Annotated in this window: 18 protein-coding genes; 2 read left to right on the forward strand and 16 right to left on the reverse strand. The window is 41.8% G+C overall.

What is annotated here, in order from left to right; translation table 11 throughout:
* Nucleotides 1-105: 105 nt before the first annotated feature.
* Nucleotides 106-1,080 (reverse strand): tRNA dihydrouridine synthase, encoded by a 975-nt coding sequence (locus tag ACTNC0_RS05060; protein ID WP_441086570.1) that lies wholly within the window; start codon nt 1,078-1,080, stop codon nt 106-108.
* Between the two features lie 246 nt (nt 1,081-1,326).
* Between ACTNC0_RS05060 and sigK the strand changes: the two genes are divergently transcribed.
* Entirely contained in the window at nt 1,327-1,956 is a 630-nt protein-coding gene (sigK, locus tag ACTNC0_RS05065) for an RNA polymerase sporulation sigma factor SigK (protein WP_117675098.1), read from the forward strand.
* 46 nt (nt 1,957-2,002) lie between these two features.
* On the opposite strand, the gene ACTNC0_RS05070 is transcribed toward sigK, so the two are convergent.
* From ACTNC0_RS05070 to mtaB, 9 genes are all read right to left on the reverse strand, one after another.
* Nucleotides 2,003-3,226, reverse strand: coding sequence for a peptidase U32 family protein (locus ACTNC0_RS05070; RefSeq protein ID WP_441086571.1), 1,224 nt, complete (start codon nt 3,224-3,226; stop codon nt 2,003-2,005).
* 5 nt (nt 3,227-3,231) lie between these two features.
* Nucleotides 3,232-3,876, reverse strand: coding sequence for an O-methyltransferase (locus ACTNC0_RS05075; protein ID WP_441086572.1), 645 nt, complete (start codon nt 3,874-3,876; stop codon nt 3,232-3,234).
* Nucleotides 3,873-4,277 carry an endolytic transglycosylase MltG gene (locus ACTNC0_RS05080; protein ID WP_441086573.1) on the reverse strand — a complete coding sequence of 135 codons (405 nt, stop codon included), beginning with the start codon at nt 4,275-4,277 and terminating at the stop codon, nt 3,873-3,875. The genes ACTNC0_RS05075 and ACTNC0_RS05080 overlap by 4 nt, the downstream gene beginning before the upstream one ends.
* A 128-nt stretch (nt 4,278-4,405) precedes the next feature.
* On the reverse strand, nt 4,406-4,753 hold the full coding sequence (locus ACTNC0_RS05085) for a YlbF family regulator (protein ID WP_441086574.1): 348 nt from the start codon (nt 4,751-4,753) through the stop codon (nt 4,406-4,408).
* Nucleotide 4,754: 1 nt separating this feature from the next.
* A complete protein-coding gene (locus ACTNC0_RS05090; RefSeq protein WP_117675304.1) occupies nt 4,755-6,389 on the reverse strand; it encodes a ribonuclease J in 1,635 nt (544 codons plus the stop codon).
* A 277-nt stretch (nt 6,390-6,666) separates the two neighbouring features.
* Nucleotides 6,667-6,924 carry a DUF1292 domain-containing protein gene (locus tag ACTNC0_RS05095; protein WP_441086575.1) on the reverse strand — a complete coding sequence of 86 codons (258 nt, stop codon included), beginning with the start codon at nt 6,922-6,924 and terminating at the stop codon, nt 6,667-6,669.
* 12 nt (nt 6,925-6,936) lie between these two features.
* Nucleotides 6,937-7,359: a Holliday junction resolvase RuvX gene (ruvX, locus tag ACTNC0_RS05100; protein ID WP_117675110.1), complete on the reverse strand. Its 423-nt coding sequence runs from the start codon at nt 7,357-7,359 to the stop codon at nt 6,937-6,939.
* Nucleotide 7,360: 1 nt separating this feature from the next.
* Nucleotides 7,361-7,633 (reverse strand): IreB family regulatory phosphoprotein, encoded by a 273-nt coding sequence (locus ACTNC0_RS05105; RefSeq protein ID WP_020994102.1) that lies wholly within the window; start codon nt 7,631-7,633, stop codon nt 7,361-7,363.
* A gap of 427 nt (nt 7,634-8,060) precedes the next feature.
* Nucleotides 8,061-9,392 carry a tRNA (N(6)-L-threonylcarbamoyladenosine(37)-C(2))-methylthiotransferase MtaB gene (gene mtaB / locus ACTNC0_RS05110; protein WP_441086576.1) on the reverse strand — a complete coding sequence of 444 codons (1,332 nt, stop codon included), beginning with the start codon at nt 9,390-9,392 and terminating at the stop codon, nt 8,061-8,063.
* A gap of 335 nt (nt 9,393-9,727) precedes the next feature.
* On the opposite strand from mtaB, the gene ACTNC0_RS05115 reads away from it, so the two are divergent.
* Nucleotides 9,728-9,964 (forward strand): HPr family phosphocarrier protein, encoded by a 237-nt coding sequence (locus tag ACTNC0_RS05115; RefSeq protein WP_117675114.1) that lies wholly within the window; start codon nt 9,728-9,730, stop codon nt 9,962-9,964.
* A gap of 46 nt (nt 9,965-10,010) precedes the next feature.
* Here ACTNC0_RS05115 and thiI read toward each other — a convergent pair whose 3' ends face one another.
* The 6 genes from thiI to dnaJ form a co-directional block, all read right to left on the reverse strand.
* Nucleotides 10,011-11,192 (reverse strand): tRNA uracil 4-sulfurtransferase ThiI, encoded by a 1,182-nt coding sequence (thiI, locus tag ACTNC0_RS05120; RefSeq protein ID WP_441086577.1) that lies wholly within the window; start codon nt 11,190-11,192, stop codon nt 10,011-10,013.
* A gap of 149 nt (nt 11,193-11,341) precedes the next feature.
* Nucleotides 11,342-12,496 carry a cysteine desulfurase family protein gene (locus ACTNC0_RS05125; protein WP_441086578.1) on the reverse strand — a complete coding sequence of 385 codons (1,155 nt, stop codon included), beginning with the start codon at nt 12,494-12,496 and terminating at the stop codon, nt 11,342-11,344.
* A 170-nt stretch (nt 12,497-12,666) separates the two neighbouring features.
* Nucleotides 12,667-13,413, reverse strand: a complete 747-nt coding sequence (locus ACTNC0_RS05130) for a 16S rRNA (uracil(1498)-N(3))-methyltransferase (protein WP_441086579.1) — start codon at nt 13,411-13,413, stop codon at nt 12,667-12,669.
* A gap of 4 nt (nt 13,414-13,417) precedes the next feature.
* Nucleotides 13,418-14,371 carry a 50S ribosomal protein L11 methyltransferase gene (gene prmA, locus ACTNC0_RS05135; RefSeq protein ID WP_441086580.1) on the reverse strand — a complete coding sequence of 318 codons (954 nt, stop codon included), beginning with the start codon at nt 14,369-14,371 and terminating at the stop codon, nt 13,418-13,420.
* A gap of 279 nt (nt 14,372-14,650) precedes the next feature.
* Nucleotides 14,651-15,235 (reverse strand): phosphatase PAP2 family protein, encoded by a 585-nt coding sequence (locus ACTNC0_RS05140; RefSeq protein WP_441086581.1) that lies wholly within the window; start codon nt 15,233-15,235, stop codon nt 14,651-14,653.
* Between the two features lie 314 nt (nt 15,236-15,549).
* A complete protein-coding gene (gene dnaJ, locus ACTNC0_RS05145; RefSeq protein ID WP_441086582.1) occupies nt 15,550-16,734 on the reverse strand; it encodes a molecular chaperone DnaJ in 1,185 nt (394 codons plus the stop codon).
* Nucleotides 16,735-16,759: the final 25 nt, after the last annotated feature.

Below are 16,759 nucleotides of genomic sequence, written 5' to 3' on the forward strand. Positions count from 1 at the left end.
ATCTTCCTGTATGGTCGCTTTCTTTACCGTTTATCAAACGGATACTCACAATCTGCTTTCGCTATGTGATTCTACACCGAATAACTGTCTTATTTTACCTGTTCATTATAACGTTCCGGTGATTTTCTCTGAATCATCATTGCTATCAATCAACTGCTCGCAGCTAAACAATTCCCTGACTACACTTTCATATACAACACATTTCTCAGTTTTTTTTATTTTCTTGGCATACTTTTTATTATTTGTAAACATCGGTATCAGATAAGACCACAACTCTTTCATGCGAAATAGAATATTTCTGTCCCCGGACAGATCTTCACAGTATTCATTATACATAATATCATGAAATCTGCGGATTTCTTCTTTTGAGGCAGGTACACCACCACGTATTTCTCTGGCAAGTGCAGGATTTCTTAGTGTTCCTCTGCCTGTCATGATACATTCTAGCGCTGGAAAACGTTCTTTCAGGCTAAGATAGTCCTTTGCTGTGACGATATCTCCATTATAGCACACCGGGGTCTTTGAATGTTCCAGTGCCTCCCCAAATGTTTCAAGACGTGGTGTATTTTTATAATAATCCTTTTGCACTCTTGGATGAATGATCAGTTCCTCCAGCGGATATTTGTTATAGATTGCCAGCAAGTCCTCAAATTCATCCGGTTCGTCCATTCCCAGACGGGTTTTTATGGAAATCTTCACATCGCATTTACGAAATATCTCACCCAGAAATTTATCCAGTTCATCCGGTCTGTCAAGAAAACCTGCTCCTCTGCCTTTCGTTACAACAGTCTTTGATGGACAGCCGAGATTCAGATTTACTTCATTGTAGCCATATTCCTGCAGCGTTTCCGCTGTCCGAATAAAATCTTCTGCATTCTTTGTCAGAATCTGCGGAACTGCATACATTCCTCCATTGTTCTCAGGCGCAATGTCCTTCTTCTCTCTTGTGCTGAGATGACCTTTTTGATTCGGAAGAATAAATGGAATAAAATATTTATCAAATCCTCCAAAGCACTGATGAAGTGCACGTCTGTATGTGTATCCTGTGATTCCCTCAAGTGGAGCTAAATATATTTTCATGTGTTTCTCCTGTTTATTATATTTTTATATACTCATCTTCATAATGCTGACTACTGCACTCTGCAACATTTTATCTCATTCATGCAAACAAAGGTCAACAATCAACAATTACTATATACGTTTTCTCTACAATTATCGTTTTCCATTCTATCGTTTTATCCAATTCCCGTCAAATCATTTCTGGGAAAAGCACAGACTCCCTGTCCGTTACATAAACTATATAGAAATCCCCTTCGAGGTAAGAATTTGAAGGCTTTTTTGAAACCTTTGTCCATATCGCAGGAAAAATATTATCTTCAAAAATATCAGGAGGGTGATTCTCAGGCTAAGAATATCCTGATTGAACATAATCTCCGGCTGGTGGCTCATGTAGTAAAAAAGTACCAGGGAACCGGTGAAGATACAGACGACCTGATTTCTATCGGCACGATTGGGCTGATCAAGGCAGTCACAACCTTTGATCCACAGAAAGCTTCACGCCTGTCTACTTATGCTGCCAGATGTATAGAAAATGAACTTCTGATGTTCTTTCGTTCTAAAAAAAAGCATTCGAGGGAAGTGTCTCTATATGAGCCTATTGGCACAGACAAAGAAGGAAATGAAATTAATCTGCTTGATGTGATAGAGAGTACACCTGTAGATATTGTGGAGGATTGTTACATCAGAGAAAACACTTCTTATCTTCTGAAATCCCTGAAAAAAATCCTGTCAGAAAAAGAATACCAGGTAATCTGTTATCGATACGGTTTGTTTGGCATGGAAGAAGAAACGCAGCGCGAAATCGCACGAAAACTCTGTATCAGCCGTTCCTATGTCTCCAGAATCGAAAAAAATGCCTTGCAGAAACTTCGCGGACTTTTTCCTCAAATGCAGTAAACGCAGCCAACGTTAATTTTGTTGGCTGCGTTTACTGTATCTATCTCTATTCAGCTCTTCTGAGCAGATCATAAACATCAATCTCTGTTCCCAGATCTACGAACAGCTTCTGCTGTGCATGAGGTGCACTCTCCATCGGATTACCCTCTTCATCATAAATTCCCTTTACAGTAACAGATACATTCTGTCCGTCCGGTTTCATGATCTCAATCGTCTCACCTACTGAGAACTTATTTCTCTGTGTGATCTGCGCATAGCCACATTCGTCAACAGCTTCTGCAAATCCCAGATAAGTATATTCTTTCTGATAAGTATTATTATCGTAAATCTGTGTATTCTCATCCGGTTTTCCATAGAAAAATCCGGTCGTGAACTGTCTGTAAGTACAGTTGGAAATCTGCTCCTGATACCATGGCATATTTGCCTGATATTTCTCAGGACTCTCCATATAATCATCAATTGCCTTGCGGTAGGTTCTGGCAACTGTCGCAACATAAAGAGCAGTTTTCATACGTCCCTCTATCTTCAGGCTGTCAATTCCGCTGTTGATCACATCATCCATATGCTCGATCATGCAGAGATCCTTTGAATTGAAAATGTAGGTTCCTCTCTCATTCTCAAATACCGGCATATATTCTCCCGGGCGTTTCTCCTCAACGATGGAATATTTCCAGCGGCATGGATGGGTACAGGCACCCTGATTTGCATCACGACCAGCCAGATAATTGCTGAGCAGGCATCTTCCTGAATAGGAAATACACATAGCACCATGAATAAATGTCTCAATTTCCATATCATCAGGAATATGTTCTCTGATTTCTCTGATCTCTACAAGGGAAAGTTCCCTGGCTGTTACTACTCGTTTCGCACCCAGATTATACCAGAAACGATAGGTTTCATAGTTTGTATTATTTGCCTGTGTGCTGATATGTCGCTCAATCTCCGGACAGATTTCCTTTGCATACATATAAATTCCCGGATCAGCAATGATCAGGGCATCCGGCTTCAGTTCTTTCAGCTCTGTCAGATATTCTCTGACTCCCGCCAGATCATAATTATGAGCCAGAATATTTACAGTTACATAAACCTTTACTCCATGTTCATGGGCAAAGGCAATTCCCTCTTTCATATCATCATGGGAAAAATTCTTGGCTTTAGCTCTCAGTCCAAAGGCTTCTCCACCGATATATACAGCATCTGCTCCGAAAATAACAGCAATCTTTAACACCTCAAGGCTGCTTGCCGGAACCAGCAATTCTATTTTTCTCATATTGTTTACTCCTGTTTCACACTGACCGTAACTCCGTCTCCCAAAGGAATGATCGAAGTTATCAGGGCTGGATTATGTTTTAGTTCATACAGATACTCGCGCATCCGTTTATATATAGTTCTGTTTCTGCGCTCCACCAGATAATGGGATTCTATAATATCCCCCTCCTGAAGCACATTGTCAGAAATAAGAACACTGCCCTTTCGCATAAGACGCATTACATCTGGAAGCCAGTTAATATACTGTCCTTTTGCCGCATCCATAAAAATCATGTCAAAAGAACCATCCAGTTCTTTTAATATCTGTCCGGCATCTCCCTCCAGCAGAGTAATCTGTGATTCACGACCGGCTTCTTTGAAGTTCGCTTTTGCAATAGGAATCCTTTTCTCATAATTCTCTATTGTCACGATTTCCAGATCCTTCGTTCCATATTCACACATAAGAAGTGTGGAGAAGCCAATGGCTGTCCCCACCTCCAGAATACGCTTCGGCCGGTTTAAAGCCAGAAACATTTTCATAAAACTCTGCATTTCTCTCCGGATGATCGGTACACGTTCCTTTATGGCATACTGTTCCAGATTCTCAAGGAACGGTGTATTTCCCATATCCAGTGAATTGATATAGGTACGCATTCGCTCGTCAACTATCACGAATCACTTACCCCTTCCTGTTCATCATCTCCTGCCAGAATTCCCATGATACGGTTCGGTGTATATGCTGTACTCAAGAGATAAGTTCCCGGCTGAAGCTGACCATGATAAGTGGAAAGTCTCTCCTGCACATAAAAAACAGGAGCGCTCTCGATCAGTCCTTTTTTCTGAAGAGTTTTGGCAATTTTGTATAAAGAATCATCTTCCTTAATTACCACGGTAACTTCCTGTCCTTCTCCAGGACTCATTGCATGCTGATTAAATACATCATGTCCAAACTGAAAAGAAGACTTCCCGATCCAGAAAAGCAACACTACCACACAAACATAAAGTGCGATTTTAAAAAACATGCCGACTACAACAACGCCAGCCGCACCTGCACGTTCTTTGGTATCACTCATAAACTATTTCCTTTCTGCAATTCTAATGTTTACAGCAACTGTTCCGTACTCTCATAAATCCAGATTGACAGACAGTTACTACTTACGCTACTGTGCAGGATATCACCTGTCGGATGATTTCCTGTAATTTACAGTACACCAGGGATATCCATGTCGATGCCTTCTGCCAGTTTTACGCAAATCTTCTGCATCATTTTGCAGAGAGCAAGCTCTGCATCCAGATATGCATTTACTTCCGGATGTCTGCGAAGCTCTGCAGATTCCTTTCCCATCTGTTCTACAACATCGAACAGATTATCTGAGCCACATTCATTCTGAACTCTGTAGTTATCTCCTCTGAAAGCATCCACTCTTTCTTTCAGTTCAGGTTTTTGCTTCAAAATCTCATTCTGTTTCTGAAACTCCACATATTCAGGACTCTCCTTAAGGGCTTCCAGAAGGCTGCTGATATTTTCATCTATTGTATTTGGTTTCATTTTATGCCTCCATAATGATCGGCAGGATCATCGGACTTCTCTTGGTACGTTTCCATAAGAATTCGCTGAGCGCATCTTTTACAACAGTTTTGATCTTGCCCCAATCTGTAATATTACGTTCCAGACAAGAATCCAGTGCATTCTCTACTACTTCTCTTGCGTGATCCATCAGATCCTCGGACTCTCTTACATATACGAAACCTCGGGAAACAATGTCCGGTCCTGCAAGAATTACATTGCTGTGACGCTCTAAGGTTACCACAACGATCATGATTCCGTCTTCTGCAAGATGCTGACGGTCACGAAGAACGATATTACCTACGTCTCCTACTCCAAGTCCGTCAACCAGGATAGCACCTGTGTGTACGGTTCCTGTTATCTGTGCGCTCTGGTTATCAAGCTCCAGAATATTTCCGGATGCAAGAACAAAGATATTCTCTTTCGGAATTCCCAGTTCTTCTACTACATTCTTCTGGGCTGTCAGATGTCTGTATTCACCATGAACCGGAATTGCATATTTCGGTTTAACCAGAGAATAGATCAGTTTGATTTCCTCCTGGCATGCATGTCCGGAAACATGAACATCCTGGAAGATAACTTTTGCACCCTTCATGGAAAGTTCATTGATAACCTTGGATACCGCTTTCTCATTTCCAGGAATTGGATTGGAACTGAAGATAATCGTATCATTCGGTTTAATCACGATTTTCTTGTGGATATTCGCTGCCATACGGGAAAGCGCAGCCATAGATTCACCCTGGCTTCCTGTTGTGATCAGCACCACCTGCTCATCCGGATAATTCTTAACCTGATCAATCTCAATCAAGGTCTGATCCGGAATGCGGAGATATCCAAGCTCTGCTGCAGTAGTAATAACATTTACCATGCTGCGGCCTTCCACTGCAACCTTACGGCCAAATCGATATGCTGTATTGATGATCTGCTGTACACGGTCTACATTAGACGCAAAAGTCGCGATAATGATTCTGTTTGTCTTATATTCATTAAAGAGATTATCGAATACATGTCCAACAGAACGCTCAGACATCGTAAATCCACTTCTCTCAGCATTTGTACTGTCGCACATCAGTGCCAGTACACCTTTCTTGCCGATCTCAGCAAAACGCTGCAGATCAATAGCATCTCCAAATACAGGTGTATAATCCACTTTAAAGTCACCTGTATGCACTACGATACCTGCCGGTGAATAGATTGCCAGCGCAGATGCATCCTGGATACTGTGGTTTGTCTTTATAAATTCAATAGAAAAATCTCCAAGATTGATGACCTGTCCATGTTTTACTTCTTTTAATTTGGTGGTGCGGGTCATATTGTGTTCTTTCAGCTTATTTGCAATCAGGGCAATGGTAAGCTTTGTAGAGTAAACCGGAACGTTTACATCTTTAAGAACATACGGCAGTGCACCGATATGATCCTCATGTCCATGTGTGATCACAAAGCCTTTTACCTTAGAAATATTTTCTTTCAGATAAGTCACATCCGGAATAACAAGGTCAATTCCCAGCATATCATCTTCCGGGAAAGCAAGTCCGCAGTCTACTACCACAATGCTGTCCTCATATTCAAATGCTGTAATATTCATTCCGATCTGTTCCAGACCGCCAAGTGGAATGATCTTTAATCTGGATGTCGGTTTCTTGGGTTTACGTGGAACACTCTTTACCGGATTCTTAAATGGTACCGGCTTTCCGCTCTTCTCTTTATCCGTTACAGCTTTACGATCCTGTATCAGTTTTCTTCCATGAGTATTTCTGTGCTGCGGTTTATATTTATAATCCTTCGGTCGGTTATATGGTCTTCTCTGGCCATGACCGGACTGTCCTTCATAATTTTCACGTGCTTCGTTATTATATTGGTTGTTATTTTCGTTATTCAAGCATTATACCTCCCGGCTACATTTCAAGGTCTACGTCATCTAACATCTGTTCAAATACTTTAAAAACTGCCTGCAGTTCATCCTCGTCCTCGACCATCTCATAGCAGGCTTCCTGACTGTCATCCTCTGACACATCTTTAAAAATATAGGCAGTTGCCTCATCATCCATAGAGTCAGATACCAGAAGATATGTGATTCCTCCGATTCTGGTCTGCTCTTCTACATAAAACTCCGCTTCTGTTCCGTCCTCGAGCTGAAATTTAATTTTATCCATTTTATCAATCTCCTAACAGGACAGGGAATCCAGATATCCCTGCAAAATAAAAACAGCTGCCAGCTGATCCAGATACTGTTTACGATTCTCTCTGCGCACACTGGCTTCCATTAAAGTACGATTGGCTTCTACTGTAGTCAGACGCTCGTCCCACATGATCACTTCCAGACCTGTCCGTCTCTCCAGCATTTCCTTAAACTCCAGCGATTTCTGGGCACGTTCTCCAATCGTATTATTCATATTCTTCGGATAGCCAAGTACGATCCGTTCCACCTGATACTCCGAAATAAGTTCTTCTATACGGGCAAGTGTCTGGCGCAGGTGATTCTCCTGCTTACGCCAGATTGTCTCCACTCCCTGTGCGGTGATTCCCAGCGGATCACTGATTGCCACACCGACTGTTTTTGAGCCATAATCTAATCCCAGGATTCTCATATCAGCGTTCCCAGGATTTATTCTTAATATACTCGTTTAAAAGTTCCTCTACCAGTTCATCACGCTCTACTTTCATGATCATGCTTCTAGCGCCCTTATGGCTGGTAATATAAGTAGGATCTCCGGACATAATATATCCAACGATCTGATTAACCGGATTATATCCTTTCTCATCCATTGCTGTGTAAACGAGGTCCAGTACCTCTTTTACCTGAAGCTCCTGGTCTGGTTTTGTTCTGAAATATTGGGTATTACCCAGATTGTTCTCTGCCATTTTTTTCACGTCCTTACCTGATTTATTTTCGCAGAACCTTTCAGTTATCGCATTGTCTCGTACCTTCACGCACTTCGCAATAATATTACTGTTCACCCCGTTCTCAGTAACACGCTTCGCGATGCAAGAAATATGAACCTCCTTGTGCAAAGCCCAAGGAGTATCGTTTGCTTCGCAAACTTAATTTATGCTAATCGCATAAATTCGCGCCGTATGTCTCGGGATTTTAGCATTTTCATGCCAAAACACCTCACGGGATAGTGGCGTGTGAACAGTAACGCAATAATTCATCGTTTCTGCTATGTATTGCAAATTTCGTATACAATACACATATATTCTTCTATATTTTAATATAATTCCATCTATTCTGCAACCGCAAATTTGTTGCAGTCATTAGCAAGTTAATAGTTACTGTTCGCTTTGTACCCTATTCCGTACACAGTACTCCGCCGGTCAATGTATGATTTTTCAGAAATCTCTCAGCTTTTACAGTAATTATGTCATTTACTCCATAAGCATCCTGTTTTCTTACTGCTGTTTTAATATATTCCTTGCTGTGACCGATATACCACTGTTCTCCATTAATCTCTACTTCTTCCTCAAGAAGAACTCTCAGTTCACTGCCAATCATGGATTCCTCATATTCTCTTTCATGTTCTTCATTTAGTGCAAGCATCTTATCGCTTCTGACAGCTTTCTGCGCTTCTGTCAACTGACCTGACATGGCGGCAGCCTTCGTTCCATGACGACGGGAATATTTGAAAATATGTGTCTCATAAAAATGGATACTTTCCACAAAGTCATAGGAAGCCTGAAAATCTTCCTCTGTTTCCATCGGAAAACCAACAATCACATCTGTTGTAAGTGCCGGATTTTTAAAGTATTTTCTCAGAAGATCACATTTCTCTGCATATTCTGTGCTTCTGTATCTTCGGTTCATTCTTTCCAGAGTTGTGTCACATCCGCTCTGCAAAGACAGATGGAAATGTGGGCACATCTTCGGCATAGAGGAAATCGTTCTGGCAAATTCCTCCGTAATGATTCTCGGCTCCAGAGAGCCCAGACGGATTCTCTCGACTCCTTCTACCTCATGTACAGACTGGATCAGTGAAAGCAGTGTTTCTCTTTCTTCTTCCGGGAAATCTACTCCATATGAACTTAAGTGGATTCCTGTGAGTACCACTTCTTTATATCCCTTGGCAGCAAGTGCACGGACTTCATCCATTACCTGTGCAATTTTACGACTTCTTACACGACCTCTTGCATACGGGATGATACAGTAGGTACAGAACTGATTACAGCCGTCCTGAACTTTAATATATGCACGCACATGCTCTGCTGTGTGATTGATCGCCAGTTCTTCATATTCTTTTGTCTGATTGATATTTAATACATGCTTCTGCTTGGTGTGCTGCTGTTCATATTCCTGCAGCACCTGGACAATATTTCCCTTCTGGTTATTTCCAAGGATCAGATCTACTGCCTCGTCCTTATCCAGTTTTCCCTCATCTGTCTGAACATAACATCCCGTTGCCACTACAATCGCATCCGGATTCATTTTCTTTGCTTTATGCAGCATCTGTCTGGACTTACGGTCTGCGATATTAGTGACTGTACATGTATTGATCAGATAAACATCAGCTCCCGGCTCAAACGGTACGATCTCGTATCCCGCTTCTTCCAGAAGCTGCTGCATTGCCTCTACTTCATAGGCATTTACCTTACAGCCTAAGTTGTGAAGTGCAACTTTTATTCCCATTCTTTCCTCCTGTTTCTTATCTAAATTTGTAATTCCTTGTAACTTTATGACTATTCCGCATTCTGCTATTCTGAGATATGCAAGTCAAAAACTCATTGTCAAAGCTACTTTTCAATGAATTTTGTTTGCAGAATAAACGCCTGTTCCCGTACAATATTGTTCATTTTTTACAAAACTATAGAAACTTTCGTCATTGTTATACATTTTCACTAAATCTTTCTGGAAATTTTATCCGTTTTCACCTTGACTTTTTGCAATACTGCCGTTAAGATGAAAACTGTAAGCTGACAGGCTATTAGGTCAGCAAATAACTATTATTAAGGGAGGTTCTCATAATGAAAACATGTAAAATTTCACTGAACTCTATCGATAAAGTGAAAGCATTCGTTAATGAAATCAGCAAATTCGACTGCGATTTCGATTTAGTATCCGGAAGATATGTAATCGACGCAAAATCTATCATGGGTATTTTCAGCCTTGATTTATCCAAACCGATCGACTTAAACATCCACGCTGATGGCGCTGCTCTTGATACCGTTATGGCAATCGTTAGCAAATACGTTACAGAATAATTTTTTCGCAGTCATTGAGGAACTGGTTTACAGTTCCTCTTTTCTTTTAGTCAATCTCAATAATCTCAACTGTCTCCAGCGCTGTTTTCATCAGCTCATCGATCTTCTCTTCCAGTTTTGTTTCTGAACGATGGATCACATTCAGATTTGGCTTTGTAACCGGATGTTTTGCCACAAAGATCGTACAGCAGTCTTCAAATGGCTGGATAGACGTCTCGTAAGTTCCGATTTCCCATGATCTCTCTACAATTTCCTGCTTGTCAAAGCCGATAACCGGGCGGTATACAGGAAGTGTGCAGACTTCATTGGTAGCGGCAAGACTCTGTAATGTCTGACTTGCAACCTGTCCGATACTCTCGCCTGTGATCAGGCCAAGGCATTTGCTCTGTTTTGCAAAATGCTCTGCAATACGCATCATATAGCGACGCATAATGATAGTCAGCTCATCATGTGGACACTGATCATAAATGTAAAGCTGGATATCTGTAAAGTTTACTACATGGAGATGAATCGGTCCACTGTATTTTGCTACCTGTTTTGCCAGATCTACGACTTTCTGTTTTGCTCTTTCACTTGTGTAAGGCGGCGCATGGAAATATACCGCATCAATCTTAACACCACGTTTTGCGATCATATAACCGGCTACCGGGCTGTCGATACCGCCAGAGAGAAGAAGCATAGCTTTTCCGTTTGTTCCGATTGGCATTCCGCCTGCTCCCTTGATTGTCTGGGAATATACATAAATCTTGTCACGGATTTCTACAGAAAGAGTAAGCTCCGGATCATGTACATCTACGCTTGCATCCGGGAATTCATCCAGAATACGTCCGCCAAGTTCTGCACTGACTTCCATAGATGTGATTGGATAGGACTTCTTTGCTCTTCTTGTATATACTTTGAAGCTTCCATTGTAATTTGGATGACAGTTCTTCATGTAAGAAACAACATCCTTTGCCATCTGCTCAAATCCCTGCTCCTCATAGATCACTACCGGGCAAATTCCGACAATACCAAATACATGCTGTAACGCATCTACCGTCTCATCATAATCATACTGTTTCGGGCAGAACACATAGATTCTTCCCTGTTCTTTCTTTACTTCAAACCCTCCCTCAATTTTGGAAAGTGCGATGTTCATCTGCTTTACAAGGGCGTCTTCAAAAATATATCTGTTCTTACCCTTGATAGCGATTTCTGCGTATTTTATTAAAAATGCGTGAAATATCATTCTATTCTCCTTTTGTTCTTTCTATCATCTTAATTACACATTGCCTGCATTGCAATGTATCTGTGGCAGCATGCATATCCTGTCACTTTCTGAGTTTCGCCAGGCAGCGATGCATTATTGTCCACTGATAATATCCTACCGTCAATCTGTTATCTGCGGGCGTATCGTTTCAACATTGGAAGCACTTCATTTAATACCTCCAGGCAGTAATCAACCTCTTCAAATGTATTCTCCTCCGAGAAACTGATACGCACAGTATTCTCAATCTGTGCATTGCTCATTCCCATGGCAGAAAGCGTGGCGCTTGGTTTTCTCTTATGGCTGGAGCATGCGCTTCCCGCAGATACAAAAATATTTCTGTCCTCTAATGTGTGAAGCAATACCTCACTTCTGATTCCCAGAAAACTTACACTCAGGATATGAGGCGCACCTTCTATGACAGGCATTCCATTAATCACTACGTCATCTATTTTAGAAAGCCCCTTTGCCATACGTTCTTTCAGCTGATAAAGATGTTCGATCTTTTCATCAAAATTCTGATACATCATCTTCGATGCCACGCCAAGACCTGCGATTCCCGGCACATTATCAGTTCCGGAGCGCATTCCATTCTGCTGTCCGCCGCCCAGGATCAATGGCTGCACCTTTGCTTTACTGTTAATGTAAAGAAATCCGACACCTTTTGGTCCGTGGATCTTATGTCCGCTGACAGAAAGAAGATGGATTCCCCATTTCTTCGGATAGATCCGATATTTGCCAAATGCCTGAATTGCATCTACATGATACAATGCTTTCGGGCTCTTCTCCTGAACCATAGCACCAATTTTTTCTACAGGCATCACTGCTCCGGTCTCATTGTTTACCATCATTGTAGATACTAAGATCGTATCCGGTCTTAATGCCTTTTCAAGTGCGTCAAGTTTTACAACTCCGCGCTCATCCACCGGAAGAATCGTCACTTCAAATCCTTGTTCCTTAAGAAAAGCAATCGGCTGACTGACTGCTGCATGCTCTACAGCAGTCGTGATGATGTGATTTCCACTTCTCTTATTTGCAAGCGCGCCACCAATCAGTGCCAGATTATTAGACTCTGTTCCACCGGAAGTAAACAAAATTTCTTTCTCTGTTACTTTCAGTATCTGTGACAAAATTCTGGCAGATTCTTTGACATACCCTTCCGCATCGACACCCTTCTGGTGCATGGCAGATGGATTTCCGAAATCTTCCATCATTGTCTTAACCACGATATCCTTTACTTCTTCAAAGCAGCGGGTCGTAGCTGAATTATCAAAATATGCTTCCATTTTTACTCTCTCTTGTTTCTATATATTATCCTGATGTTACTATTCTCAGTAACACCAAAATACCTGAACTTTTCCCTGATCATACAACTTCATATTACTGTTCCCGGTAACAATTAATATTATCTAAGAAAAACCGCAGGTTTTCATTTTCAACTGTTTCTTATTATAACTTACTCATTCTCCAACTGAAACATCAGTACAGACAAAATCGCAAGTCCTGCTGTCTCTGTTCTGAGGATGCGCCTTCCAAGTGTAATGGCATGTGCTCCTGCCTCCAGTGCCTTTGACACTTCTTCTTCCTCAAATCCACCTTCCGGCCCGATGAAAATGCCGATAGACTGTCCCGGTCGGAGCTCGTTCAGGATTTCTCTGGTTTCTTTCATTCCCTTTGCAAGCTCGTATGGAATCAGCTTCACGTCTAAATGTCCGGCAAATGCCAGCGCCTCTTTATAAGTCATAACTTCGTGAATCTCGGGGATCAGCATTCGCTTTGACTGTTTTGCCGCACTCTCTGCGATTTGCTGCCAGCGGGCTACCTTCTTCGCCGCTTTCTTCGCATCCAGCTTCACTACACATCGCTTTGTCTCTACAGGAATCACTGAGAAAGCTCCCAGCTCCACTGCTTTCTGAATAATGAGTTCCATCTTATCTGCTTTTGGAAGTCCCTGAAAAAGATAAATCTTGTTTGGAAGTTCATATTCCGGTTCCTGTGCATAAAGAATATGAAGTAAAACTTCATCCTCTCTCAGTTCTTCTACCTGACAATGATATTCCTTATTGCCGCCATCGCTGATCCAGACATCCTCCCCACATTTCATACGAAGTACGTTTTTAATATGATTCACATCTGTTCCATTGATATGAATACGATGCGTTTCTTCCTCGATCTGATAAGGTTCCACAAAAAAACGCTGCATAAGATCAGTCCTTTCTTGCTGTGACAGAAACCCATTCGCCCTGATGTGTTACCTCTACAACCGTCAGTCCTGCTGCCTTCACAGCTTCCACTACTACCTCTTCTTTCACATCAAGAATACCGGAAGTAATGTAGTAAGCACCTTTCTTCATCTGATTAACAATCACCGGTGTCAGCGGAATCAGAACATCTGCAAGAATATTTGCTGTGACAATATCATATTTTTCATAGCCTGCCTGATCCTGGATTGCTTTGGCATCGATAATATTTCCAATAACCATGTCAAAAGTCTCATCTGCGATCTGATTTGCTTCTTTATTCTCTGCAACTGCCGGAACGGCACATGGATCCAGGTCTGTTCCCAGCACATGTTTTGCCCCGAACTTGAGCGCAACGATACCAAGAATGCCGCTTCCGGTTCCGACATCCAGCATCTCTGTATCCGGTGTCACATATTTCTTTAACTGGCGGATCACAAGCTGTGTAGTCTCATGCATCCCTGTTCCGAAAGCTGTACCCGGATCGATATGCAGGATCATTTTGTCCTTGTCCTCTTCTTTTATTTCTTCCCAGGATGGAACAATAAGAATATCATCTACATAGAACTGATGGAAATACTGTTTCCAGTTATTGATCCAGTCCTTATCCTCTGTTTGGGACTCTTCGATCGTTGCTTCTCCGATATCCATGAAATTTCTTAAATCATCCAGTGCTTCACGCACATCCTTAAGAATCGCGTCTTTATCAGCATCTTCCTCCAGATAGAAATTCAGATATGCAACACCGTCATCTGCAGGACCTTCCGGCATAATGTCTACAAACATCTGAGCTTTATCTTCCTCTGTCAGTGGCTGCTTGTCCTGAATCTCCACACCTTCGATTCCAACCTCTGCCAGTGTGCTGATTACGATATCTTCTGCTTCTGTTTTCGTTTTTACTGTAAAACGGTTCCACTTCATATATTATTCTCCATTCTTAATTATTTTGTATAATTAACATTTATTCTTACGGTTCGCATACCACTTTATATCTTAGTACAGCGAAAATTAAGTTTCTGCCATATTGACGCAGGATGATTTCTTCATCTGCAAGGCGGAGGAATGAGGCGTAGCGGTGGCTACGCCGATTGACGACAACGCCGCAGACGAAAAATCAGACAAGTCAATATAGCAGTTACTTAATATTTGCTGTACTTAGTACAGCGTTTCACCAATCGTACAGACAAGTAAGTGATATAGTTATTTCGAAAACAATGTACCAGAAATCTTTTCAAAAAACTTTCTGAAAATATCATGGTGATTTCCAATGCTGTAAAATCTCCACGCCAGTTCCACCAGTCCTACTCCGGCGATTGCATCCACCAGATAATGCTGCTTAAGTACCTGCGTGGAAATAATGATCAGTATTGCAAATATCAGAGAAAAATGCTGATACCACTTCGGTATCTTCTCTGATTTTCTGACTCCCCGCCAGCTCAGCCAGCTTACATAACAGTGAATCGATGGAAATAAATTTGAAGGAGTACTTGCCCCATCTATCATGTAAACAAACTTAAGCAACTGTTCAGACCAGGTATTTCCCACAATCTCAGGTCTTATATTCGTAGTCGGCAAAATCAGAAAAAACACAAAACAGGCAAAATGTACCGTCAGATCTGTCGCTACAAACCGGTAAAAACCATCCCTTCCTCTCTGCGACGCCAGAATATAATTCACCGCCCAGAAAGGAAATGCCAGCACATAGATCCAGATAAACTGTGGAATCAATGGCACTGCCCTGTCCAGTGATGTGGTAAAATCAAAATGATATCTGTTCGCTGTCAATATGCCACTGCCCCAGTAAATCAGACAATTCAGCACAAAAATACTTATCAGTGGCAAGATTGACCACAACGGGAGATATTTCTCCCGAAAAAATCGAATTTTTTCTTTTTTAGTCAAATATCTCTCCATTTCTCAGGAATCCCTGTCCCTGCAACTTGTTGGTACACCACATGGTCATACATTATTTTCTTCTGTTTTTTTTGCCGTTACCTTTCAATATACACGACCACGCAAAAAAAGAAAAGAGGTTTGACCTCTTTTCTTTAATTTTCTTTCATTTTTCTTTTAAAATCCAATTTTCAAATATCTGAAAATCAGTCCTCAAAAGTCTCTTTTAACTTATCCATGAAGCTCTTTTTCTTCTTTTCGGATTTCTCTGTCCCTTCGGAAGACTCCTTCGGGCGGTTGCCACATGCCTCATCGAATTTACGCAACGCTTCTTTTGCTTCTTCGTTGAGATTGGTCGGAACCTGTACAACGAATGTCACATAATGATCTCCACGTACATTCCTGTTTCTTAAGGATGGAACACCTTTTCCCTTCAGACGGATTCTTGTATCAGTCTGAGTTCCCGGCTTCACTTCATATTCCACATCTCCATCCACTGTGTTGATACGGACAGTACCACCCAGTGCCGCCTGCGCATATGTAAGAGGCGCAGTGGAGAAAATATTCATATCCTGTCTCTGGAAAATCGGATGACGTGCAACATTTACTTCTACAAGAAGATCCCCTCTCGGTCCTCCATTTGTACCCGGTTCACCCTTCTCACGGATACGAATACTCTGACCATTGTCAATACCAGCAGGTACAGATACCTGAATCTTCTTTCTGGAAGAGGTATATCCTGTTCCGCGGCATGCGCTACATTTATCTTTAATGATCTTACCAGTTCCATGACAGTCCGGACAAGTCTGTACATTACGCACCATTCCGAACATGGACTGCTGTGTATATACGACCTGACCTTCACCGTTACATTTCGGACAGGTTGTCGGTGAAGTACCTGGTTTCGCACCTGTTCCATGGCAGGTGGTACATTCGTCCTTCAGTACGATCTCCAGTTCTTTTTCACAGCCAAAGACAGCTTCTTCAAAAGTAATATTTACGCGTGCACGAAGGTTTGCGCCTTTCATCGGACCGTTATTGGCACGTCTGCTTCTGCCACCGCCGCCAAATAAATCACCGAAAATGTCGCCGAAGATATCACCCATGTCAGCACCGTTGAAGTCAAAACCTCCGAAGCCGCCACCAGCACCGCCACCGCCGTTTTCAAATGCTGCATGACCAAACTGGTCATACTGTCTTCTCTTGTCCGGATCACTTAAGATGGTGTAAGCTTCTGTCGCTTCTTTAAATTTCGCCTCAGCCTCTTTATCACCCGGATTTACGTCCGGGTGATACTTTTTGGCTAACTTACGATATGCTTTTTTAAGTGTTGCGTCATCGGCGCTTTTGTCCACGCCTAAGACTTCATAATAATCTCTCTTATCAGCCATGATTTATTTATTCCTATGCCCTAAT

This window comes from Blautia sp. HCP3S3_B11, assembly GCF_052064435.1.
Classification (GTDB): Bacteria; Bacillota; Clostridia; order Lachnospirales; family Lachnospiraceae; genus Blautia_A.